The sequence below is a fragment of the Xanthomonas sp. WHRI 7064 genome (genome assembly GCF_040202355.2).
Lineage (GTDB): Bacteria > Pseudomonadota > Gammaproteobacteria > Xanthomonadales > Xanthomonadaceae > Xanthomonas > Xanthomonas arboricola.
In genome coordinates, this window is record NZ_CP167821.1 from 1329949 (window position 1) to 1354905 (window position 24957).

The following is a 24957-nucleotide window of genomic DNA, read 5'->3' on the forward strand; positions in this document are numbered from 1 at the left end:
GTCATCGCTGCCAGCTAGCGCGAATGCCGCGCCCGGTCACCGGAACGCGGCGTTTTCGACCGCATCATGATCGCAGTGGATGAACCTGTTGACGATCGCCACAGCTGCCCTATAATGTGCGGCTCGCGTCATCGGGCGGTTAGCTCAGCGGTAGAGCATTGCCTTCACACGGCAAGGGTCACAAGTTCGAACCTTGTACCGCCCACCATCGAGACCCAGCAACAGCAAGGGTTTCAGCGCGAGAAGAAGAGCCGGCCATGAGCCGGCTTTTTTGTTGTCCTGCAGTGTCCTGCAAAGCCTGGGCACCTGGCTCGGTTGAAGTGCTGGTATGGACGTGGCCGATGCCGTCGAATCGTCGTTGTCGCCGACATCCGTGCGAGTCGAGTGCAGAGCCTGTTGATTCAGTGGTTTGTTCAAGTCGCTGACGGCCGTGTTCATCCGGTTGTGCCTGCTTGTTGCAGGCTCGGGAGCGAATCGCCATCCTGCAATCCCCCGCGTTGAAGAAGGAGTGGCGATGAAGGCGCTGCTTGGAAGTGCTCTGGTTGCAATGATGTTGCTGACGGGCTGTGCCCGTGACGTGGGCGAGCAGTACGTGGGCAAGTGGGTCAACATGAAGTCGGAGAAGAACGTGCTCAGCATCGAGCACAACGGCGAGAGCTTCATCATTCGCGACACCACGCCGGAGCTGCTGGGCGGTGGCGTCAGGACCAGGAATCATCCGGCGATCTTGAACAAGGGTGTGCTGCAGGTGTCCAACGCCGATGGCACCGTCAACTACGCGATCGACCAGGCGACCGGGCACCTGAGCACGGGCGATACCGAATACACGCGGGTCAAGTGATCGCTGCGCGCTCGCTCACTAGGTGAGTGCTGGGTGGCGTGCTGCATCTGCGGCGGGATCGCATTACCAACGTCGCGCTGACCCTGTCGTGTGATCGTGTCGCATGACCGGTCGCCGCCGACCGCCAATCTTGCGTGCTGAAGGCTCGCCGACCAACGTCTGCGCTTGCAGCCCGGGCAGGCGATGCCAGGGCCCGCAGCTGCATCTCAAGCAGGCGATGCCGACGCGTGCGCCCGCATCCAGCGCCACAACGTGGTGCGCGAGACGCCGAGCGCCTGGGCGGCGAGGGCGCGATTGCCGTTTGCGCGATCGAGCGCGGCGCGGACCGCTGCGGCAGTGAGTTGCATGCGGGAGGTTGCAAGATCGCTGTGTTCGGGGGCCGCCACGCTGTCGCCAATGCGTATGTCGAACAGCTCGGGTGCCCAGCGTTCCAATTGACCCAGGTCCAGGCTGTCGTGCGGTTGGGCCTTCCAGTGGATGCACAGGCGTTCGACCAGGTTGCGTAGTTCGCGCACGTTGCCCGGCCAGCTGTGTTGTTGCAGCCGCTGCAGCGCTGCTGGAGACAATGGCGACGGCAGCGCGCCGAGTTGCTGGAAGTAATGTGCCAGCAACAAGGCGATCTCGTGGGGGCGATGACGCAGCGGCGGCAGGGCGATGCGCAGCGCTGCCAGGCGATAAAAAAGGTCGCGGCGGAAGCGCCCCTGTTCGACGAGAGCCTGCAATGGCTGCAGGCTGGCGGCGATGACGCGTACGTCGACGGCGACCGGCAACGTAGCGCCGACACGCAGCACTTCGCGCTCTTCCAGCACGCGTAGCAGGCGTGTCTGCAGCGGCATCGGCAGTTCGCCGATTTCATCGAGAAACAGCGTGCCGTCCTGCGCGGCTTCGATCAGGCCGACATGGCCGCCGCGGCGTGCGCCGGTAAAGGCGCCGTCGCTGTAGCCGAACAATTCCGCTTCCAGCAGCGATTCGCTGATGGCGCCGCAGTTGATGGCGACGAAACGGCCGCGTCGTCTACTGCCGGCATGCAGCTGGCGTGCGACCAGTTCCTTGCCGGTGCCGGTCTCGCCGCTGATCAATACGGTGCCCGGATGCGGGGCGTACAGCTGCACCAGCTCGCGCACATGCACGATTGCGGTGTCTTCGCCAAGTAATGCGTCGGTGCGCCGCACCCGGCGCGTGCCGGTGCGGCTGCCGCCGCGCTCGTTGCCGGGTGCGGTACCCAGCGCGATGGCGTGTTCGAGCGCCAGGCGCACCGAATCTGCCGAATACAGCAGCACGCCGGGCAGGCCGGCCTGTTCGGCGAAATCGATCGCCATGCCGGTGCCGACGATGACCTGGATGCCGCTGGCGCGCAGGTCGGCAATGCAGTCGCGCGCGTCTTCGGCGGTGACGAAGCGGCGGTGCTCGATGTCGAGGTCGAAGCTGTCCTGGAAGGCGCGGAACGAGGGCACGTCGGTGGCATGGGTGACCACGCCGATGCGCGGTGCGATGCGACGTGCGCGCGCCAGCGCTTCCATCAGATCGAACCCGGTGGCCTGGATCGGCGCCAGTGGCAGTGCAAGCCGGCTACGCAGATAGGCGGCATTAGAGCCGCCGGCGACCAGTACGTCGCAGCGCTCGCGGCGCAGGCGCTGGCCGATGACCTCCACCGCCTCGGCAAAACCGAGGTTGATCTGCTCGATGCGCGCGCGCTGGTCGAACTCGGGGATGACGTCGGCCAGCAGGCCGGTCAGGCGAGAGACGCTGACGGTCCAGATAACCGGTGGAGCGGTCTCCATCGGCTCGGTAAACCTGGGGCTGCGCATCGTTGGTGCCGCGTTGCAAAGATGTTGCATGCTGCGCGTTGCGTTTCAGGTTTGCAACATATAGTTCGTTCTGGCCGAATGAAATCAATGGATTGGCGTTGGCATGCCATTTGCGCCTAATTCCGCATCCCAACTCTGGAATCGCCATGACGTCCTCATCCACCGCTTCCGCCGGCACGCGCTTCCGCGCGGCGTTGGCTGCCGAATCGCCGCTGCAGGTGATCGGCGCGATCAATGCCAACCATGCGCTGCTGGCGCAGCGTGCCGGCTACCAGGCCATCTACCTGTCTGGCGGCGGTGTGGCGGCCGGTTCGCTGGGGCTACCAGACCTGGGCATCAATACGCTGGAAGACGTGCTGATCGACGTGCGCCGCATCACCGATGTCTGCGAGCTGCCGCTGCTGGTGGATGTGGACACCGGCTTCGGGCCGAGCGCGTTCAATATCGAGCGCACCATCAAGTCGCTGATCAAGGCGGGCGCAGCCGGCTGCCATATCGAGGACCAGGTCGGCGCCAAGCGTTGCGGGCATCGGCCGGGCAAGGAGATCGTCAGCCAGGCCGAAATGGTCGACCGGGTCAAGGCGGCAGCCGATGCCAAGACCGATCCGGCGTTCTTCCTGATTGCGCGTACCGATGCGATCCAGATGGAAGGCGTGGATGCGGCGATCGAACGTGCGATCGCCTGCGTGGAAGCCGGTGCCGACGGCATCTTTGCCGAAGCTGCGTACGACCTGGACACCTACAAGCGGTTTGTCGATGCAGTGGGCGTGCCGGTGCTGGCCAACATCACCGAATTCGGCAAGACGCCGCTGTTCACGCGCGACCAGCTTGCGCAGGCCGGTGTGGCGATCCAGCTGTTTCCGCTGTCGGCATTCCGTGCGGCCAACAAGGCGGCCGAGGCGGTCTATACCGCGATTCGGCGCGATGGCCATCAGCAGGCCGTGCTGGACACCATGCAGACGCGCGAAGAGCTGTACGAGCGCATCGGCTACCACGGCTACGAGCAGCGCCTGGACGCGTTGTTTGCACGCAAAGGCGCATGATCGCGCCTTGCCGCGTGCAGGTTCCGCAACTTCATCCGTGACACCGCAACACGACACCGTTTGGGAGCGCATCGCATGAACGACACCGTCAATCCCGGCTTCAAGCCGAAGAAATCCGTCGCACTGTCCGGCACTGCTGCAGGCAACACCGCGCTGTGCACGGTGGGCCGCAGCGGCAACGATCTGCATTACCGTGGCTACGACATCCTGGATCTGGCCACCACCAGCGAGTTCGAGGAAATTGCCTATCTGCTGGTGCACGGCAAGCTGCCCAACAACGGCGAACTGCGCGGCTACAAGGCCAAGCTGCGTTCGCTGCGCGGCGTGCCGGCGGCAGTGAAAACCGCACTGGAGCAGCTGCCGCCGTCGGCGCATCCGATGGATGTGATGCGCACTGGCGTGTCGGTGCTGGGTTGCCTGCAGCCGGAGAAGGACGATCACAATCATCCCGGCGCGCGCGATATTGCCGACAAGCTGATGGCCTCGCTGGGATCGATGCTGCTGTACTGGTACCACTACAGCCACAACGGCAAGCGCATCGAGGTGGAAACCGACGACGACTCGATCGGCGGGCACTTCCTGCATCTGCTGCACGGGTTCGCGCCGAAGGACTCATGGGTGCGTGCGATGCACACCAGCCTGATCCTGTACGCCGAGCACGAGTTCAATGCGTCCACGTTTGCGAGCCGGGTGATCGCCGGCACCGGCAGCGACATGTACAGCGCCATCGCCGGCGGCATCGGCGCGTTGCGCGGTCCCAAGCATGGTGGCGCCAACGAAGTGGCGTTCGAGGTGCAGAAGCGCTACGACACCCCGGACGAGGCCGAGGCCGACATCAAGGCGCGTGTGGAACGCAAGGAAGTGGTGATCGGCTTCGGGCACCCGGTCTACACCGTGTCCGATCCGCGCAACAAGGTGATCAAGGACGTGGCGCGCGAACTCTCCGACGAGCAGGGCAGCCGCAAGATGTACGACATTGCCGAGCGCCTGGAGACGGTGATGTGGGACATCAAGAAGATGTTCCCGAACCTGGATTGGTTCAGTGCGGTGAGCTACCACATGATGGGCGTGCCGACGGCGATGTTTACGCCGCTGTTCGTGCTGGCGCGTACTGCCGGGTGGAGCGCGCACATCATCGAGCAGCGCATGGACGGCAAGATCATTCGTCCCTCGGCCAATTACACCGGCCCGGAAGATCAGGTCTTCGTACCGCTGGATCAGCGTTCCTGAGGACGCGCCAGCGTTTGGATTGATCCACCACGATCGCCTTCATCCAACGAAGGCGATCAGACGATGGCAACCGCAACGAGAGATGGCAGTCCCCCACACGCCTGAAATCCTGAATCAGATTCCCGATTCCCGAATCCCGAAATACCCCCCGCCCGCTTCGATATCGCCAGCCATGAACAGCCAGTACCGCAAGCCCTTGCCGGGCACCTCGTTGGACTATTTCGATGCGCGCGCCGCCGTGGATGCGCTGCAACCCGGCGCCTATGCAACGCTGCCGTACACCGCACGTGTGCATGCGGAGAATCTGGTGCGGCGCGCCGAACCGCAGATGCTGGAGGCCTACCTGCGCCAGCTGATCGAGCGCAGGCGCGACCTGGATTTTCCGTGGTTTCCGGCGCGTGTGGTCTGTCACGACATCCTGGGGCAGACCGCGCTGGTCGACCTGGCCGGGCTGCGCGATGCGATCGCCGAGCAGGGTGGCGACCCGGCGCAGGTCAACCCGGTGGTGCCGGTGCAGTTGATCGTCGATCACTCGCTGGCGGTGGAATACGCCGGTTTCGACAAGCAGGCCTTCGCCAAGAATCGCAGCGTGGAAGATCGCCGCAACGCCGACCGCTTCCACTTCATCGAATGGACCAAGCGCGCATTCGAAAACATGGAAGTGATTCCGCCGGGCAACGGGATCATGCATCAGATCAATCTGGAGAAGATGTCGCCGGTGATCTACACGCTCGATGGCGTGGCGTTCCCGGATACCTGCGTAGGCACCGACAGCCACACCCCGCATGTGGATGCGCTGGGTGTGATCGCAGTGGGCGTGGGCGGGCTGGAAGCGGAAAACGTGATGCTGGGGCGCGCGTCGTGGATGCGCCTGCCCGACATCATCGGTGTGGAACTGCTGGGCCGGCCGGCGCCCGGCATCACCGCCACCGACATCGTGCTGGCCTTGACCGAGTTCCTGCGCCAGCAACGTGTGGTCGGTGCCTATCTGGAGTTCTACGGGGCCGGCGCCAGCGCACTGACCATCGGCGATCGCGCGACCATCTCCAACATGACGCCGGAATTCGGCGCCACTGCGGCAATGTTCTATATCGATCAGCAGACGCTGGATTACCTGCGCCTGACCGGGCGCGAGGACGCACAGATCGCTTTGGTGGAGACCTACGCGCGCTACACCGGCCTGTGGGCGGAGGATTTGGTCACTGCGCAATACGAGCGTGTGCTGCAGTTCGATCTGTCGAGCGTGGTGCGCAACATGGCCGGGCCGTCCAATCCGCACAAGCGCGTGGCCACCAGCGAGCTGGCCGAGCGCGGCATTGCCGGCGTCTGGGATGCCGTGCCGGGCCAGATGCCAGATGGCGCGGTGATCATCGCGGCAATCACCTCGTGCACCAATACCTCCAACCCGCGCAATGTCATTGCTGCGGGCTTGCTGGCGCGCAATGCGAATGCACGCGGATTGACGCGCAAACCCTGGGTGAAAAGTTCGCTGGCGCCGGGCTCCAAGGCGGTGCAGTTGTACCTGGAAGAGGCCGGGTTGCTGGGCGAGCTGGAACAACTGGGTTTCGGCATCGTCGCGTTTGCCTGCACCACCTGTAATGGCATGAGCGGCGCGCTGGACCCTGCGATCCAGCAGGAGATCATCGACCGCGATCTGTATGCCACCGCGGTGTTGTCGGGTAACCGCAATTTCGACGGGCGCATCCATCCGTATGCGAAGCAGGCGTTTCTGGCATCGCCGCCGTTGGTGATTGCCTATGCCATCGCCGGCACGGTGCGCTTCGATATCGAAAAAGATGTGCTGGGCATCGATGCCGATGGCGTTGCAGTGACGCTCAAGGATCTATGGCCGAGCGATGCGGAGATCGATGCGGTGGTGGCGCGCAGCGTCAAGCCGGAGCACTTCCGCAGCGTCTACGACCCGATGTTCAAGCGCAGCGTGGGGCAGGGCATCCAGGTGAGCCCGTTGTACGACTGGCGGCCGGCCAGCACCTACATCCGGCGCCCGCCGTACTGGGAAGGCGCGCTTGCCGGTGCACGCAGTTTGCAGGGCCTGCGCCCGTTGGCGGTGCTGGGCGACAACATCACCACCGACCATCTGTCGCCGTCCAATGCGATCCTGGCTGGCAGCGCGGCAGGCGAATACCTGGCGCAGATGGGCGTGCCGGAGGAAGACTTCAATTCCTACGCCACCCATCGCGGCGATCACCTCACCGCGCAGCGCGCCACTTTCGCCAACCCCAAGCTGGTCAACGAAATGGCGGTGGTCGATGGGCAGGTCACCGCCGGTTCGCTGGCGCGGCTGGAACCGGAAGGGCAGGTGCTGCGCATGTGGGAGGCGATCGAAACCTACATGATGCGCAAGCAGCCGCTGATCATCATTGCCGGTGCCGATTACGGCCAGGGTTCCTCGCGCGACTGGGCCGCCAAGGGCGTGCGTCTGGCCGGCGTGGAGGTAATCGTGGCCGAAGGCTTCGAGCGGATCCACCGCACCAACCTGATCGGCATGGGCGTATTGCCGCTGGAGTTCAAGCCGGGCACCGACCGCAAGACGCTGGGCATCGATGGCAGCGAAACCTTCGATGTGGTCGGCGAGCGCACGCCGGGCGCCACGCTGACGCTTTCGATCCATCGGCGCAACGGCGAGCAGGTGCAGGTGCCGGTCACCTGTCGCCTGGATACCGCCGAGGAAGTGTCCATCTACGAAGCGGGCGGCGTGCTGCAACGGTTTGCGCAGGATTTTCTTGAGGCCTCGGCAGCTTGATGGCTTCGACGCCCGAAGACGCCAGGTCGCCCGCTTGCACCCACCCGTGCAGGCGCGCACACTTTGGCAATCTTTGCCATAAGGAGGTCGCATGGCCACGATGAATATCTCTTTGCCCGACGAGCTCAAGCAGTTCGTCGATCAGCAAGTCCAGGAGCATGCCTACGGTTCCAGCAGCGAGTACCTGCGCGAACTGATCCGCAAGCAACGCGATGTGGAACAGCTGCGTGGGTTGCTGCTGGATGGGGTCAACTCCGGGCCGGCCGTGGCAACGGAGCCTGATTTCTTCGACAAGATGCGTGAGCGCGCGCAGGCACGCGCTGCCAGCAAGTGAAGCCGGCGCGCTGGCGCCCGTTGGCGCTGCGCGACGTCGACGAAGCCGCTGCGTGGTATGGCGAACAAGCCGGACTCGCGCTGGAACTGGCGTTTGCCGACGCGCTGGAGTCGGCGGTCAAGATGCTGATGCAGCACCCGGGTGTCGGTTCCAGCCGACATGCGGTGCTGTTGAAGCTGCAGGACCTGCGGGTGTGGCCACTCAAGGGATTTCCCTATTTGATTTTCTACATCGAACGCGACACGGACATCGTCATCTGGCGTGTGCTGCAGATGCAGCGCGACATTCCTGCGTGGATGAGCGGTGACGCTTGAGCGGTTCAACGCAAGTTTTGCCTCACCTTTCCGGTAGCGCCGCAGTCAGTGCGTCTTCGCTGTGATCACGATCAACCGAGATAGACCAAGCCCATGACCCATCTCCCCCAACTCCGCATCCCGGCCACCTACATGCGTGGCGGCACCAGCAAGGGCGTGTTCTTTCGCCTGCAGGATCTGCCCGCTGCCGCGCAGCAGCCCGGACCTGCGCGCGATGCATTCTTGCTGCGGGTGATCGGCAGCCCCGATCCATATGGCAAGCAGATCGATGGCATGGGCGGGGCGACCTCCAGCACCAGCAAAAGCGTGATCGTGTCGGCCAGTACGCGCGCCGGGCATGATGTGGACTATCTGTTCGGGCAGGTGTCCATCGACAGCGCGTTCGTGGACTGGAGCGGCAACTGCGGCAACCTGTCGGCGGCGGTGGGGCCGTTTGCGATCGCCAATGGCCTGGTCGATGCCGCGCGGGTGCCGCGCGATGGCGTGGCGACGGTGCGGATCTGGCAGGCCAATATCGGCAAGACCATCGTGGCGCATGTGCCGATGACCGGTGGCCAGGTGCAGGAAACCGGCGACTTCGAACTGGATGGGGTGACCTTTCCTGCAGCCGAAGTGCAGCTGGAATTTCTTGATCCAGCCGACGATGCCGAAGGCGAGGGCGGTGCGATGTTCCCCACCGGCCAGCTGATCGATCAGCTGGAGATTCCCGGCCTGGGCACGATCGCCGCGACGCTGATCAATGCCGGCATTCCGACCATCTTCGTCAACGCGCGCGACCTGGGCTATACCGGTACCGAGCTGCAGGAAGCGATCAATGGCGACCCGCGTGCATTGACGATGTTCGAGACCCTGCGTGCGCACGGCGCGGTGCGGATGGGCTTGATTGCGAAGGTGGAAGACGCAGCGACGCGGCAGCACACGCCGAAGGTGGCGTTCGTGGCGCCGCCGGCCGATTACACCGCCTCCAGCGGCAAGCCGGTGCATGCCGCCGAGCTCGATCTGCTGGTGCGGGCGATGTCGATGGGCAAGTTGCATCACGCCATGATGGGCACCGCCGCGGTGGCGATCGGCACCGCGGCCGCGGTGCCCGGCACCCTGGTCAATCTGGCAGCGGGCGGCGCGGCGCGTTCTGCGGTGCGCTTCGGACATCCTTCCGGAACCCTGCGTGTCGGCGCCGAGGCGCAACTGGTGGACGGCCAGTGGCAGGTGACCAAGGCACTGATGAGCCGCAGTGCGCGGGTGCTGATGGAAGGCTGGGTGCGGGTGCCGGTCGATGCCGCCGGTGGCGGCTGATCGCCCGCTGAGACCGGGCAGGCCCCAACGCACAAATTGCATGCGCGTGTTGCATTAATTCGAACGCCTTTTCGAATTTCGAAATCTTTTTCGCACGCGCTCTGCCAAATTTGTGTAAATCGTGTTAATTCTGTTGCAACGCGGCATGCAGATCAGGCCGTTCCGCCACCAGAATCCGGAGTCTTTCCCATGTCCGCCAGCCGGTCGCTCAAGATCAGCGCGCTTGCCGTTGCCGTCGCTTCCTTTCTCCCGTTCTATGCCGCTGCCCAGCAGACGCCCAGCGACGACGGTGTCGTGCGTCTGGACGCGGTCAAGGTCACGGTCGAGCGTCGTTCGGAAGATTCCAAGGACGTGCCGGTCTCGGCATCGGTGCTGCGTCCGGAATTTCTGGATGCCATCTCCACCAGCGGCTCGGATATCCGCGTGCTGGCTGGCAAGGCGCCTAGCCTCAACATCGAATCGTCCAACGGCCGTGTGTTCCCGCGCGTGTACATCCGCGGCTACGGCAATACCGACTTCAACACCTACGCCTCGCAGCCGGTGTCGTTGATCTATGACGACGTGGTGCAGGAAAACGCGTTTTTGAAGGGCTTCCCGATCTTCGATCTGGAAGGCCTGGAAGTGCTGCGCGGCCCGCAGGGCACGCTGTTCGGCCGCAATACGCCGGCCGGCGTGGTCAAGTTCAACTCGGTCAAGCCGACCATCGGCGCCAATGACGGCTACGCCAGCCTGTCCTACGGCACCTACGGCACCATGACGCTGGAAAGCGGCCTGAGCATCGCGATGGGCGACCATTGGGCGGCGCGTCTGTCCACGCTGGGCCAGCGCCGCGACGACTGGGTGGAAAACCGCGATGGCCGCGATCTGGAAGGCTATACCGATTCGGCCGTGCGCCTGCAGCTGCTGTACCAGGCCAGCGACGATTTCAGCGCCTTGTTCAACGCGCATGCGCGTCACCTTGACGGCACCGCGCGGCTGTTCCGCGCCAACATCATCCAGCCCGGCACCAACCAGCTGGTGGACGGCTTCGACGAAGAGAAGTCCTTCATCGACGGCGCCAACAACCAGGAACTGCAGACCTACGGCGGCAGCGCCAATCTGACCTGGGACCTGGGCGACATCGCGCTGCACTCGATCACCGCCTACGAGGGCATCGGCAAGTACTACAGCCGCGGCGATATCGACGGCGGCTTCGGCGCGGTGTTCGCACCGCCGTCCGGCCCGGGCGTGATTCCGTTCCCGGTGGAAACCGCCGGCGGCATCAAGAGCCTGGACCAGTACAGCCAGGAACTGCGTGCCGAATCGCAATACGAAGGCCCGCTCAACTGGCAGGCCGGCCTGTACTACTTCCACGACGATGTGGAAGGCGAAAACTACACCTACAACACCTTCAGCGGCGGCGACCTGGCCAGCTACCAGCTGACCCGCCAGCGCAATACCTCGTGGGCGGCATTCGGCTCGTTGAACTACGCGGCCACCGATCGCCTGAACCTGCGCGCTGGCATTCGCTACACCTACGACAAGAAGACCTTCGACGTGCTGGCGCTGGACCGCGTCACGCTGGTCGAGCCGTCCAGCGGCGAGACCGACAACTCCAAGGTCACCGGCGATCTGGCGGCCACCTTCGCCATCAACGACGACGTCAACGTGTACGCCCGTGCCGCACGCGGTTTCCGCGGCGCCAGCTTCGGCGTGCCTTCGGGCACCGCGCCGCTGACCGTGGCCGAGCCGGAGACGGTGGATTCGTTCGAGATCGGCATCAAGTCCGACCTGTTCGACAACCGCGCGCGTCTGAGCTTTGACATCTACGATTTCCGCGTCAAGAACCAGCAGCTCACCGCAGTGGGCGGCGTCTCCAACGACGTGCGCCTGCTCAACGCCGACAAGACCAAGGCGCGCGGCGCCGAGTTCGACTTCGAAGCGCTGCTCACCCAGAACCTGCGCGTCACCGCCGGCGGCGCCTACAACTGGACCCGCATCGACGACCCGACCCTGTCGGTGGGCGTGTGTCGCACCTGCACCGTGACCGACCCGCTCAATGCGGCCGGCAACGCCATCATCGACGGCAACGACCTGCCGCAGGCTGCCAAGTGGATGGCCAACGCCACCCTGCGTTACGGCATCCCGATGGGCAACGACGGCGAGCTGTTCTTCTACACCGACTGGTCCTACCGCAGCGAAGTGAACTTCTTCCTGTACGACTCCAAGGAGTTCACCGGCCAGCCGCTGGTCGAGGGCGGCGCCAAGATCGGCTACAACTGGGGCGCGGGCGCGTACGAGCTGTCGGTGTTCTGCCGCAACTGCACCAATCAGATCCGCGTGACCGGTGCGATTGACTTCAACAACCTCACCGGCTTCATCAACGACCCGCGCATTGTCGGTGCGCAGTTCCGCGCCAACTTCTGATCGGCGTCGTGGTGTAGCACTATTGAACCGCCGGCCAACATGCCGGCGGTTTTTTTATGGTCGCAGGAGTGGATGCATGCAGCGGAGATGGCGAAACATGTGGTGGATGCTGGGGCTGTGGTGTGCGTCGGCAGTGGCATGGGCGCAGACGCCTGCCGCCAGTGCGGCGCAGCCGGCGCCCACGCCCACGTCGACGTCCTCCGAGTTGCTGGTGGTCTCCACCGATATCGGCGACGACATCGACGATGCGTTTGCGCTCGGGCTGCTGTTGCGTAGCCCGCAGCTGCATGTGCTGGGCATCGCATCGTCCTGGGGCGACACCGGCTTGCGTGCGCAGTTGCTGCAGCGCCTGTTGCAGCAGGCCGGGCGCAGCGAGATTCCGTTGGCGGTGGGCGCACGCACCACCAGCGCGATCCCCTTCAGCCAGGCGCGCTGGGCCGCCAGGGGACAGTTGCCCGGCAAGCTGCCGGATGCGGCGGCGATGATCCTGCAGCAGGCGCGCCTGCACCCTGGCAAGGTGACCTTGCTGGTATTGGGGCCGATGACCGACGCCGCAGTGGCGCAGCAGCGCGACCCGGCCGGCTTTGCCAGGCTCAAGCGCATCGTGGCGATGGGCGGTTCGGTACGCGTTGGCTACGGCAAGTCGGCCTATCGGCCGGCCAGCGCGCCGGCGCCGGAGTACAACATCCTGGCCGATGTGCCGGCGGCGCAGCGGGTGTTCGCGGCCGGCGTGCCGATCGTGTTGCTGCCCTTGGACGCCACCCAGATCACGCTGGAAGAACCCGAGCGCATCGCCTTGTTTGCACATGGCGATGGGCTCACCGATGCGCTCACCCAGCTGTATTACCAGTGGCGCAATACCGACCAGCCCTGGGCCAGCGCCACGCCGACCCTGTTCGACGTAGTGCCGGTGGCCTGGTTGCTGCGCCCCGACCTGTGCCCGACCACGCCGCTGCATCTGGACGTCGATGCGCAGGGCTACACCCGCGAAGGCGCAGGCACACCGAACGTGCAGGCCTGCCTGCGTGCGGACAAGCCGGCTTTGATCGACCTGTACATGCGCACGGTGCTGCAGTTGCGCTAGGAGTGGCGAGCAAAACGACTTCATGTCCGTCTATTGCAGGGCCGCTGAGCTGTCACTTGGCTGCAGGGCCCTTGCCCGCCCACCATCGCGGGACACGCCGCAAGTACGTCCTTGTAGGCTCTTACGCGGCATCCATGCCGCGTAAGGTCCCGCGACGGTGGGCGGGCAAGGACCAGTCGAGAGGGTCGGGTGTGTCCGTTATCGACAAAGCGGCCAACAATCTTTCTGGCGAGGACACCGTGCGTTCGAATGAATCGGCTTTTTGACCGTAGCCAAACGACGCCGCGACCCGACATCGTTGTGGGTTGGTTGGATGAAATGGACATGTCAGTTGCTGGGCGATAGTGCTGCAACTTGGCTGCAGGGTCCTTGCCCGCCCACCATCGCGGGACACACCGCAAGTACTTCCCTGTAGGCTCTTACGCGGCATCCATGCCGCGTAAGGTCCCGCGACGGCGGGCGGGCAAGGACCAGTCGAGAGGGTCGGGTGCGTCTGGTTTTCAACAAGACAACTGGCAACTGTCTGGTGCGGTGTCCTCGCCGATTGCGGGACCGTGTGGCGGCATGGATGCCGCCACCGAGCCTCCACGGACGGATTCACGGCGTGTCCCGCGAGCGGTGAGTGCGCCGCGCACTCGACCCACCAGGCTTCTGACTGCATCTAAAAAAGGCGGCTAGCAACACTACTGCGCTCACCCACCGGTCGGGCGCGGCGGTCCCGTCGCAGCGCTGGCCCGGTGGCGCATCATCGCCGCCCATCGGCAAGTCCTTGCGTCGTCTCATGCCGCCATCGGTGACGTGAACGGCATCGCTATACTTGCGTCCTCAGTCATGGGGTAGTGCGAATGGATAGCCGGGAATCAGGGATGAAGTGGTCGGGTACGCGGCGCATGTTGCTGTGGGTGGTCTTGTTGAGCGTGGCGATCGGCGCGGTGGCGTGCAAGCGCAACGAAAGCGGCCAGCTGCCTGTCGCCAGCGGCGAGGCGATCAAGGCCGACAAGCAGGCGATTACCGGTTTTGCGCTGGCGCGCGCCTATCCCGACCAGACCAGCGACGGCCTGTCGCTGGCGCTGGAATTCTCGCGGCCGTTGGTGGGCACGCAGGACTTCGATGCGCTGGTGCGTTTCGAGGAAAAGGTCGGCACCGGCGACAGCAGCTGGACCCTGTCCGACGACGGCAAGACGCTGCGCTACCCGTACGTGGAAGCGGCCAAGGACTACACCGTCCTGGTCGACGCCAACCTGCTGGCCGCCGATGGCAGCCGCCTGGGCAAGCCGATCAAGCAGAAGGTCTACACCGGCGCGCTCAAGCCGGTGGCCGGGTTCGCTTCGCAAGGCAGCGTGCTGCCGGCACGCGAGAGCCGCGGTCTGCCGGTGGTGTCGGTCAACGTACCGGAAGTGGACGTGGAGTTCCTGCGCGTGCGCGAGAAGTCGCTGCCGGCGTTCTTCCAGCAGTTCCAGCGCGGCGGTCGTCGCGGCAGCTGGGAGCTGGAGAGCGAATATAACGACAAGCAGCCGTTGTCCAAGCTGGCCGACCCGGTCTACGTCAATCGTTTCATTCTCGGCGGCAAGCAGAACGAGCGCGTGCTGACCTACCTGCCCACGCAGGACATCAAAGAACTGCAGGAGCCGGGCCTGTACTTTGCGGTGATGAAGCGTGCCGGCAGTTTCGACAATGGCTTCGACACCGCGTTCTTCACCGTCAGCGACATCGGCCTGCACACGCGCGCCTACAAGGACAGGCTGTTCGTGCACACCGCCTCGCTGCAAAGCGGCGAGCCGATCAAGAACGTGGAAGTGCGCGTCCTCGATGCCAAGGGCGAGCTGTTCCTCAAGGGTGCCACCGACGGCAACGGCAATGCGCTGCTCAACTACACGCTCGATGCCGGCCACGTGCTGGTGGCGCGCAGCAAGACCGATATCTCGGTGCTGCCGTTCAACCAGCCGGCGCTGGATCTGAGCGAATTCGCAGTGGCCGGGCGCGAGAGCGCCTGGTTCGACGTGTTCGCCTGGGCCGGCCGCGACCTGTATCGCCCCGGCGAGACCATGCGCGTGTCGGCGATCCTGCGCGACAACGACGGCAAGCCGACCAAGCCGCAGCCGGTATTCCTGCGCCTCAAGCAGCCGGACGGCAAGACCTTCCGCGAGACCAAGCTGCAGCCGGGCGAGCAGGGCTATTTCGAATTCAGCCAGCAGATTCCGGCCGATGCGCCGACCGGCCGCTGGCAGGTGGAATTCCGCACCGATCCGGCCAGCAAGGATGCCGTGCAGGGCATGACCGTGCGCGTGGAAGAGTTCCTGCCCGAGCGCATGAAGCTGGATCTGGACAGCACGCAGAAGACCCTGAGCGCCGGCCAGCCGTTCACGCTGGTCGCCAATGCCGCGTACCTGTATGGCGCGCCGGCCGACGGCAACCGCTTCACCGCCAAGCTTGCGGTCAGCGTCGAGCAGCATCCGCTTGAGTCGTTGCCGGGCTGGTTCTTCGGCGACCCCACGCTGGAGCTGCCACGCGACGCCAAGGACGTGATCGACACCGAGTTCGGCAGCGATGGCGTATTGCACGAAGACATCGTGCTGCCTGCCGAAGCCAAGCCGGTCAGCACGATTGCGGCGGTGGTCTCGGGCAGCGTGTACGAGACCGGCGGGCGCACCGTCACCCGCAGCGTCAAGCGCGTGCTGTGGCCGGCCAAGGCGCTGGTCGGCGTGCGCCCCCTGTTCGACGACAAGGACGGCACCGACGCCAACGGCACCGCGCGCTTCGAAATCACCCGCGTGGATGCCGATGGCAAGCCGCAACCGGCCAAGGGCCTGAAGGCCACGCTGGTGCGCGAGCTGCGCGACTACCACTGGAACTACACCGACGACCATTGGGATTACGACTTCACCCGCCGCTTCGAGAACAAGGACACGCGCACGCTCGACATCGCCGGCGGCAATGCCAAGCTCGAGGTCCCGGTGGAGTGGGGCGAGTACCGCCTGGACGTGTTCGACCCGTCCACCGGGCTGACCACGCGCTACCCGTTCCGCGCCGGCTGGAGCTGGAACGACGAAAACCGCGGCCTGGACGCGCGCCCGGACAAGGTCAAGCTGGCCTTGGACAAGACCGCCTATCGCGCCGGCGACACGCTCACCGTCACGCTGACCCCGCCGCATGCCGGCAAGGGCGTGCTGCTGGTGGAAAGCGACAAGCTGCTGTACGTGCAGGACATCGACGTCAAGCCGGGCAGCAGCTTCGAAATTCCGGTGACCGACGCGTGGGAACGCCACGATGTCTACGTCACCGCGTTGGTGTTCCGCGGCGGCAGTGCGCCGAGCAAGATCACCCCGGCGCGTGCGGTGGGCGTGGCGTATGTGCCGATGGACCGCAGGGCGCGACGCGTGGCAGTGGGCCTGGCTGCGCCCAAGCAGATGCGCCCCGAGCAGGCGTTGCCGGTGACGGTGAGCGTGCCGGAGCTGGCCGGCAAGGCGGCGCACGTGACCATCTCGGCGGTGGACGTGGGCATCCTCAACATCACCCGCTTCCCGGTGCCTGATGCCAACGCGCAGTTCTTCGCGCAGCGTCGTCTGGGCACCGATGCCTACGACATCTATGGCCGCGTGATCGAGAGCTTCGAAGGCGCCAGCGGCAAGCTCAAGTTCGGCGGCGACATGGCGCTGGAAGCCTTGCCGCAGGCCAAGCGCCCGACCGCGCGCGTGCAGACCGTGGACCTGTTTTCCGGCTCGGTGAAGCTCGATGCCAAGGGCAATGCGCGCGTGCAACTGCCGGTGCCGGATTTCAACGGCACGCTGCGGGTGTCGGCGTTGGTGTATTCGGATACGCGGTTCGGCAACCACGCGGTGGAAACCGTGGTGCGCGCCCCGATCCTGGCCGAGGCCAGCATGCCGCGCGTGATGGCGCCGGGCGACCGCAGCACGGTGACGCTGGATGTGCAGAACTTCACCGGCAAGCCGGGCGAGTTCAATGTGCGCGTGGACGGGATCGGCCCGCTGGCCATCGCCGAGGCGGCGCGCAGCGTCAAGCTCGGTGTGGACGCCAAGCAGACGCTGAGCTTCCCGCTGAGCGCCACCGAGGGCTATAGCGTGGCCAAGGTGCGCGTGCGTGTGGACGGCAACGGCTTCAAGGCCGACCGCAGCTACGACCTGCCGGTGCGTGCCGGCTGGCCGCAGGTGTTGCGTGCGCAGACGCGCGTGCTCGATCCGCTGGCGCCGATCACCCTGGACAGCGGCTTTGCCGATGGCCTGATGGCCGGCTCGGTGACCGCGCGCATGGTGGTCAGCCCGCTGCCGCCGATTCCCTTCGCCAGCGCCCTGCAGGGGGCGTTGGACTATCCGTATGGCTGCGCCGAGCAGACCACCAGCAAGGGCTACGCCGCACTCTTGCTCGACGATGCCACCGCCAGGGCGCTGGGCACCAAGGGGCTGGAGGCAGCCAAGCGCCGCGAGCGCATGGAAGGCGCATTCGGTCGCCTGGCCTCGATGCAGATCGCCAGCGGGCATTTCTCGATGTGGGGCGACGACGGTTACGTCAATCCGGGCCTGACCCCGTATATCGCCGAGTTCCTGCTCGACGCCAAGGACGCCGGCTTTGCGGTGCCCGACAACGTGCTGCAGAAGGCGCTCAATCGGCTCAGCGAGGATCTGCTGTCCGGTGGCAACGAGTTCTACGGGCAGGACCGCCGCGATAGCCTGAAGTTCGCCAACCAGGCCTGGTCCGGCTACGTGCTGGCACGCGTCAACCGGGCCCCGCTGGGCACGCTGCGCGCGCTCTACGACAACCAGCGCGACAAGGCGCTGACCGGCTTGTCGCTGGTGCATCTGGGCGCGGCATTGTCGCTGCAGGGCGACACCAAGCGTGGGCAGGCGGCGATCAAGGCGGGTTTTGCCAAGGACAGCAGCGAGCGCCCGCCGTACTTCGCCGATTACGGCAGCGCGATCCGCGACGATGCCTTGATGATGGCGCTGCTGCACGAGCGTGGCTTGTCCAAGCCCGAGTACGACACCCGCGCAGTGGCATTGGGCCGCGCGCTGGATGCGCGCCGCGCCACCGGCTGGCTGTGGCTGAGCACGCAGGAGCAGGTGGCGCTGGCGCGCTTGGGCAAGGCCTTGATGGTCGGGCAGGGCAAGCAGGTGTCAGGCACCTTGACTGTTGGCGGCGAGACGCAGGAGATTGCGCCGGCACGCCTGTTCGGGCGCAGTTTCGACAGCGCCGCCCTGGCGCGCGGCGTGCAGTTCGCACCGCAGGGCGAGGCACCGATGTACGCCAGCCTGGAAGTGGCCGGCATCCCGCGCAGCGCACCGGAGCCGGACACGCGCAATCTCAGCGTGGAGCGCAGCTGGTACACCACGGATGGCAAACCGTGGACGCCGCGTGCATTGAAGGAAGGCGAAGCGCTGATCGTGCGCGTCACCATCACCGCCAACAGCGACATGCCGGACGCGCTGCTGACCGACCTGTTGCCGGCCGGCCTGGAGATCGAGAACTTCAATCTCGGCGATGCCAAGCAGTGGGCCGATGTGGTGGTGGACGGCATCGGCATCAGCGAGCGTTCCAGCGCCGCCGACGTCAAGCACGAAGAGTTCCGCGACGACCGCTATGTGGCCGCGCTGGCGCTGTCCTCGGGCAGCAAGGCGCAGCTGTATTACTTGGTGCGCGCAGTCACCCCGGGCACGTATACGGTGCCGCCATCGTTGGTGGAAGACATGTACCGCCCCGAGCTGCGCGGTGTGGGGCGCAGCACGCCAGCGACGATGACGGTGGTGCAGCCGTAGGACAACAAGGTAGGAGCGCGCTCGCGCGCGATGGGGCTTTCTCGTTAACGCCCCCATCGCGCGCAAGCGCGCTCCTACGTTCGGGGTTTTTCTCACCGAAGCGAGTGTCCGACTCCGATGCAAGCGTTTGCGTGGCTGGACCAGCATGCATCGATGATCAGCCCTATTTCCGCAGGACATCGCGTGCTTCGTCGTGGCCGGCGCTCGCTGGCAGTTGCTGCTATCTCCTCACCGTTACAACCTGCCAGCGGCGACGTGTGTTCGACGATTTTCAGCTGGCCGCGTCAGCGTGCCGCGCGTTCATCGCCGCGCTGCCAGAAGATGCCACGTTACTTGCCTGGGTGCTGATGCCTGACCATGTCCACTGGCTGGTGCAGTTAGGCGATGTCACTCCGCTCGCGCGGACCGTGTCCTGCATGAAGGCAGCAAGCACGCGTGCAATCAACCAGCAACGCAGGACGCCCGACGTGGTCTGGGCGCGGGCCTACCACGACCGCGGCCTGTGCAAGGACGACGATCTGCGAACCGTGGCTCGTTATCTTCATCGCCCACCCGCTACGCGCCGGACTGGTCGAGCGGGTCGGCGACTATCCATTCTGGGATGCAATCTGGCTGCCGTAGGAGCGCGCTTGCGCGCGATCGGGCATCACCTGGAAAGCCCCATCGCGCGCAAGCGCGCTCCTACGCCAGCACAACCGCTGCTTCGCTTACGACGACATCGCTGCGCACTGTCTTTTCGATGCGATGCCAGCGACACGCAAGGGTCATTTTTGCTGGCTACGGTGGCGTGCTTTCTCACAGGCGCGGCGTTTCTGCTGCGCGATCTCGGGATTCCATGCAGCGCTCCGATTCGTACCGTTTGCACTTGTCCGTTCTCGCCGTTGCCATAGCGGCGTGTTCGCCAGCTCCGCAGGCATGCGCCCACGAGTGGGCGGCTATTGCAGCCGATGCCTCCGCTCAAACGTCTGCTGCGGCCATGACCGCGACCGCGGGCGCATCAGCGAGCGCAGCTACAACTACAGCTGCACCTACAGCTGCACCTACAGCTAATAATGACGAGGCATCCATGCCCGAGGCCGAAGTTGCGACTGCAAGGCAACGTTCTCCATTGCCAGCAGATGCATCCGCTGATTCCATAGACCCTGCATCCCCTGCATCCCCTGCATCCCCTGCATCCCCTGCATCGTCCACGTCGCCTGCATCGCCCACGTTGCCCGCATCCGCACAAGGCGAGGCATCCACTAGCAACGTACCACCCATCACCAAAACCGGCGTGCAGACCCTCGATGCCATGCAGGTCACCGGCGTGCGGCGTGCCAATGCCGCTGCGGTGGAAAGCAAGCGCGCGGCGACCAATATCACCGATGTGATCAGCGCCACCGATGTGCGCGCCTTGCCCGACAGCACCATCGTCGAAGCGCTGCGCCGCGTGCCCGGCCTGTCGGTATTGCCGGCCACCGACAACGAGCATCCGCGCGACGAGGCCGCTACACCGGTACTGCGCGGCCTGGGCCCGTCCTACAACAACGTCACCATCGATGGGCTGACCATTGCCTCGCCCGGCACGCCGAACGGCACGCTCGGCTCGATCACCCGCGGCGTGCGTCTGGACCTACTGCCGGCGTCGATGGTCAGCGAACTGCAGGTGGTCAAGACCTTCACGCCCGACCTGGACCCCAACGCAACGGGCGGGGCCATCAACCTCAAGACGCGCAGCGCCTTCGAAAACGGCGGCAAGCCTTTTTTCAGTGCCGAAGCCGCGCTGGGCCATGCCAACGATGTCGGCAAGCCGCGCGATCAGGACGACCCCGGCTATCGCTTGAACGCCACCGGCAGCCGCACCTTCGGCAGCGAGCAGCAGTACGGGGTCACCCTGTCGGCCAACTACCAGACGCTGAGCAGCTATACCGAAACCCATATGACCACCGACACGGTGCATTACGGGTTCTACGACAACAACGGCGTGCTGCAGACCGGCGCCAATCTCGGCAATGGCTGGGCGGTGCCGCAGCAGGACAAGTACTGGTACGTGCAGAACCAGCGCGATCGCTATGGCGTCACCGGCAAGTTCGAAGTGCATCCCGGTGCCGCGCTCGAAGCCTATGCAACGGCCGGTTACTACTATTTCAAGGACAACATGGAGCGCAACGAGGTCCTCATCGACCCGCGCAACCGTGGCCAGGTGTTCAATCAGACCGCCAGCTCCGGCAGCTATCCCGGCGGCGACATCGAGGTGGGGTACTCGAACCAGATCGTGACCACGCGCACCAAGGTCGCGCAGCTGGGCACGATCTGGCGGCCCACCGATCGGCAACAGTTCTCCGCGCGCGGCGCGTGGTCGGATGCGACCTACGACGAGCCGATCCGCATGATCAAATATGCCACCGGCATCACCCGCGCCGCACCGGTACCGGTGGGCCAGACCGGCAGCGGTGTGACCATCAACGCCACGCCCAACTACGCATTCAACTACGACACCTCCGGCTTCGATCAGCGCTTCGGGGTGTCGCCGCAGGCCTACAACGATCTGGGCAATTACAGCCTGTCGTACTGGCGCCCGGACTACAAACGCACCGCGGCCGATCGCATCCTCACCGGCCGGCTCGATTACGGTTTCAACCAGGGCGAGAGCGATCAGGGCATCGGCTTTGCCGCAGGCGTGTCGTACACCACCGACAAACCGTCGTACGACATCTATCGCGTCGAATATCAGCCCAATACCAGTGCGCCGGCATTCGGCCTGGCCGATGTGGCGGGCACCGGCCGGGCGCCGATGCGCTACGCCGGCCTGAACCTGATCACCATCGATCCTGACAAGGCCAATCGCGCATTGGCTGCAACGCCACTGAGCGCGTTCAACAGCACCGACCAGCAGGCCTTCAGCAATCAGGACAACTTCACCCATACCGAAAAGACCTTCGGCAGCTATGGCCTGGTCAGCTATCGCAGCGAGCGTTTCAATGTGCAGGGCGGCCTGCATTTCGACAGCACCAGGCTCGATACGGTCGGCCGCCAGCGGCAGCTGGATGCCGCGACCAACCGCTATGTGTATGTCGATAACCCGACCAGTGCCGATTACCACTATCTGCTGCCCTCGGCCATCATGACCTACCACCTGACCGATGCATTGGACCTGCGCGCCGGCGCAAGCCGTACGCTCGGCCGCCCGCCATACGATGCGTATGCGGCGCGCACCTCGATCGGCTTCGTCAACACGGCCGATGCCGGCAACCCGAATGCGCAAGGCGTCACCGTCACCATCGGCAACCCGGACATCAAGCCGCGCGTGTCCAATAACCTGGATCTGTCGCTGGAATGGCGCCTGCCTGGCGATTTCGACGCGTTCGCGTCCACGGCCGTGTTCGACAAGCGCATCCAGGACGAGATCTTTACGCTTTCGCGCACCGACAGCTTCACGTTCGACGGCACCACCTACGCCAACGCGCTAATCAGCACGCCGGCCAATGCCGCCAAGGCGCGTATCCGCGGGGTGGAGTTCAACGGCATCGTCAACACCCTGGCGCCGATCGCGCCGTGGCTGAGTGGGGTCGGTTTCAGCGCAAATATTGCGGTGCTCGATGGCAGCCTGGATGTGCCCTACAGCGTTGGCAGCGGCAGCAACGTGGCTCAGCGCGAGCGCAAGCTCGACAACTTGGTCGGCCAGCCCGATTACACCGCCAACGCCACGCTGTTCTACAACAGCGGCGGGCTGGAGCTGCGCGCGGCCTACAATCGCCAGGGCAAGGCCTTGCGTGCCATCGTCAGCAATATCGACTGGCAGGACCTGTATTGGTCGCCGCGTTCGCAGCTGGATTTCACCGCGACCTATGCGATCAGCAAACAGCTCAGCCTGATCGGCCAGGTCAGCAACCTCACCCACAGCCGCATCACCAGCGTGACCGGCCCCGGGCAGAACCTGCTCAAGGACAGTTATTCGGTACCCACGACTTATTGGTTCGGCTTGCGCTTTACGCCGACGTTCTAGGCGCGGCGAAGCTGGCATGACGAGCCGAGCCCAGGCAAGTGCGCGCGGTGCGTGGAAATCAAGATGTGCACGTGGCAGATGCCAGGCCATGTGCCGACCGCGCTCACCTGACCGACACGCAATAGTTCTGTTAATCCCTTCAAGCGGAGTTGTTCGATGACCTTACGTACTGCCGCCACCGCCGCGGCCATGCTGTGCGCGGCACTGGCCACCCATGCGAGCGCGGCGCCCACCGGCGTGGCCGCAATCCAGGCCCGGCTGACCAATCCTGACGGCGGCATCGTGGTGGTGGCCCATCGCGGTTGCCACGCGCCGGCGCCTGATCATGGTTTCAAGGACAGCGCACCGGAGAACTCGCTGGCCGCGCTGGATCGCTGCATCGCTATCGGTGCCGACGTGATGGAGACCGATGTGCGGCGCGCCGCCGATGGCACACTGGTGATGCTGCACGACGCCACCGTGGACCGCACCACCGACGGCACCGGCAAGCTGTCCGAGCTGACCTTGGCCGACCTGCAAAAATTGCGGCTGCGCAGCGACGAAGGTGGCGCGCAGGCACCGCTGACCGATCAACGCGTGGTCACGCTCGAGCAGATGCTGGCCAGGTCCAAGGGCCACATCCTGCTCAACCTGGACGTCAAGGATGCGATCTACGTGCAGGTGGTCGATGCGGTTGCCCGTGCCGGCATGCAGCACCAGGTGATCGTCAAGGCCGAAGCCGGCATCGCCACGCCGCCCCTGGCGGCGATGCTGCCGTTCGACAAGGTGTATTTCTTCCCGATCCTGATCAACGCCCATGGCACTGCCGACCTGGCCGCGATCGCCACTGCGCAGACACGCAACGCGCATCCGGTCGCAATCGAGCTGCCCAAGATGACAGCAGCGCAATTGCCGGCGTTGGTTGCAGTGAGCAAGGCACATAACGTGCGGCTGATGGTCAACTCGCTGTGGGAAGGCTTCATCGCCGGCTACGGCGGCGACGCCGATGCCGAGCGCGATCCGGACAAGGTCTGGGGCCGCATGCACCGCGATGGCATTTCCATCATCCAGACCGACGCGCCGGAAGCCTTGCTGCGCTATCGCGCGTCGCTGGAGAAGCGGTGAGTGTCGCGTTGCATCACCGCATGCAGCTGGCCTGCGACGGGAGCGGATGTCGCCGCGCAATGTGATCCGTAGAACTGCGTCGGTGGTGTTGCCGTTATAGTCAGCGTTCGTTTGCACGCAAGGACGTCTGCATGCCGCTTGATACATCCCTGCGCCGACTCACGCCGCATGTCGTCTGGTTGTTGGTGCTGCTGGTCGCGCTGCAGGTGCGTGATGTGGCCAAGGCCCTTGGTTTTCCAATCCCGAAAATTCCGGTGCCTTACGGCGGTGGGATTCTCGACAATCTGCTCAGCGTAGTGGTCGTGCTCGTCGCAGCGGCGTTGCTGCGTCCTGGCATGCCAGCCGAGCTCGCGGCGCGTCTGGGGTTGCGTTGGAACGGCTTACGCGGCCCGGCGCTGACGTTGCTGGCCACACTGCCGTGTTGGCTGGGGCTGTGGACGCAGTCCAGCTCGGTCGGCACCGACGATCTGCTTGGCCTGCTCTGGTTGGCACTGCTGTTTCCGCTAGCGGAAGAAATCGTGTTTCGCGGTTTCGGCTTCGTCTTTGCCTGCCGTGCGCTGGCCTGGCGTCCGGCAATCGCCGCGCTGGTGCAGGCGGTTGTGTTTGGCGGTGTGCATTGGCTCGGGGCCGGCGGTGGAGGTGGCGAGGCGTTGTTGATCTTCGCCATTACCGGTATCGGTGCGCTGCTGTTTGCCATCGTGGACGCGCAGGATGGCTACACGATCTGGAGCGGCTGGGTGTTGCATGTCTCGCTCAACGCGGCCTGGACGGTCTTTGCGGTCTCCGATTCGGCGGCCAGCGGCTGGCTCGGCATTGCGTTGCGCCTGTCTGCGGTATTCCTGGCGATGGGGCTGCTGCGGCTGTTCGTAAGGCCGCGTCGCTCGCCGCACGCGGACGTGGTGGGCTAGCGCACCTGTCGTCGCGCAAGCAGGAGCGTGCAGTCACGTTGATCGCTCAACGCCGCAGCTTGCCGCGCGCGATGG

The 24957-nt window shown here is 65.0% G+C and carries 14 protein-coding genes, 1 tRNA gene and 1 pseudogene; 15 read left to right on the forward strand and 1 reads right to left on the reverse strand.

The annotated features are described in order from the left end of the window. Positions 1 to 133 precede the first annotated feature (133 nt). Together ABQY74_RS05835 and ABQY74_RS05840 are read left to right on the forward strand one after the other, a co-directional pair. Positions 134 to 208: transfer RNA gene (locus tag ABQY74_RS05835), tRNA-Val, on the forward strand. Between the two features lie 306 nt (positions 209 to 514). Continuing rightward, positions 515 to 841, forward strand: a complete 327-nt coding sequence (locus ABQY74_RS05840; RefSeq protein WP_127159574.1) for a hypothetical protein — start codon at positions 515 to 517, stop codon at positions 839 to 841. A gap of 206 nt (positions 842 to 1047) precedes the next feature. Here ABQY74_RS05840 and prpR read toward each other — a convergent pair whose 3' ends face one another. Next, positions 1048 to 2649 (reverse strand): propionate catabolism operon regulatory protein PrpR, encoded by a 1602-nt coding sequence (gene prpR, locus ABQY74_RS05845; protein WP_349793505.1) that lies wholly within the window; start codon positions 2647 to 2649, stop codon positions 1048 to 1050. 146 nt (positions 2650 to 2795) lie between these two features. Between prpR and prpB the strand changes: the two genes are divergently transcribed. The 13 genes and pseudogenes from prpB to ABQY74_RS05910 all read left to right on the forward strand — a co-directional run bounded on the left by prpB (position 2796) and on the right by ABQY74_RS05910 (position 24882). After that, positions 2796 to 3692: a methylisocitrate lyase gene (gene prpB / locus ABQY74_RS05850; RefSeq protein ID WP_006448401.1), complete on the forward strand. Its 897-nt coding sequence runs from the start codon at positions 2796 to 2798 to the stop codon at positions 3690 to 3692. 75 nt (positions 3693 to 3767) lie between these two features. Next, on the forward strand, positions 3768 to 4922 hold the full coding sequence (prpC, locus tag ABQY74_RS05855) for a 2-methylcitrate synthase (RefSeq protein WP_016903133.1): 1155 nt from the start codon (positions 3768 to 3770) through the stop codon (positions 4920 to 4922). Between the two features lie 172 nt (positions 4923 to 5094). Then, on the forward strand, positions 5095 to 7686 hold the full coding sequence (acnD, locus tag ABQY74_RS05860; protein ID WP_349793503.1) for a Fe/S-dependent 2-methylisocitrate dehydratase AcnD: 2592 nt from the start codon (positions 5095 to 5097) through the stop codon (positions 7684 to 7686). Positions 7687 to 7777: 91 nt separating this feature from the next. Continuing rightward, on the forward strand, positions 7778 to 8020 hold the full coding sequence (locus ABQY74_RS05865; protein WP_016903135.1) for a type II toxin-antitoxin system ParD family antitoxin: 243 nt from the start codon (positions 7778 to 7780) through the stop codon (positions 8018 to 8020). Between the two features lie 20 nt (positions 8021 to 8040). Further along, positions 8041 to 8334, forward strand: a complete 294-nt coding sequence (locus ABQY74_RS05870; protein WP_202397434.1) for a type II toxin-antitoxin system RelE/ParE family toxin — start codon at positions 8041 to 8043, stop codon at positions 8332 to 8334. Positions 8335 to 8427: 93 nt separating this feature from the next. After that, complete coding sequence (gene prpF / locus ABQY74_RS05875) at positions 8428 to 9627, forward strand: 2-methylaconitate cis-trans isomerase PrpF (protein ID WP_349793500.1); 1200 nt, start codon at positions 8428 to 8430, stop codon at positions 9625 to 9627. 189 nt (positions 9628 to 9816) lie between these two features. Further along, positions 9817 to 12033 (forward strand): TonB-dependent receptor domain-containing protein, encoded by a 2217-nt coding sequence (locus tag ABQY74_RS05880; protein ID WP_349793498.1) that lies wholly within the window; start codon positions 9817 to 9819, stop codon positions 12031 to 12033. Between the two features lie 106 nt (positions 12034 to 12139). Further along, positions 12140 to 13117 (forward strand): nucleoside hydrolase, encoded by a 978-nt coding sequence (locus ABQY74_RS05885; protein ID WP_349793636.1) that lies wholly within the window; start codon positions 12140 to 12142, stop codon positions 13115 to 13117. 866 nt (positions 13118 to 13983) lie between these two features. Further along, the gene (locus ABQY74_RS05890; protein WP_349794367.1) at positions 13984 to 18885 is read left to right on the forward strand and encodes an alpha-2-macroglobulin; all 4902 of its coding nucleotides are present in this window, start codon (positions 13984 to 13986) and stop codon (positions 18883 to 18885) included. A 153-nt stretch (positions 18886 to 19038) separates the two neighbouring features. Next, positions 19039 to 19506, forward strand: a pseudogene (locus tag ABQY74_RS05895) (transposase). 214 nt (positions 19507 to 19720) lie between these two features. After that, complete coding sequence (locus ABQY74_RS05900) at positions 19721 to 22870, forward strand: TonB-dependent receptor (protein ID WP_372470046.1); 3150 nt, start codon at positions 19721 to 19723, stop codon at positions 22868 to 22870. A 156-nt stretch (positions 22871 to 23026) separates the two neighbouring features. Continuing rightward, positions 23027 to 23974, forward strand: coding sequence for a glycerophosphodiester phosphodiesterase family protein (locus tag ABQY74_RS05905; protein ID WP_181141921.1), 948 nt, complete (start codon positions 23027 to 23029; stop codon positions 23972 to 23974). 131 nt (positions 23975 to 24105) lie between these two features. After that, positions 24106 to 24882: a type II CAAX prenyl endopeptidase Rce1 family protein gene (locus ABQY74_RS05910; RefSeq protein WP_349794371.1), complete on the forward strand. Its 777-nt coding sequence runs from the start codon at positions 24106 to 24108 to the stop codon at positions 24880 to 24882. The last annotated feature ends 75 nt before the right edge of the window (positions 24883 to 24957 follow it).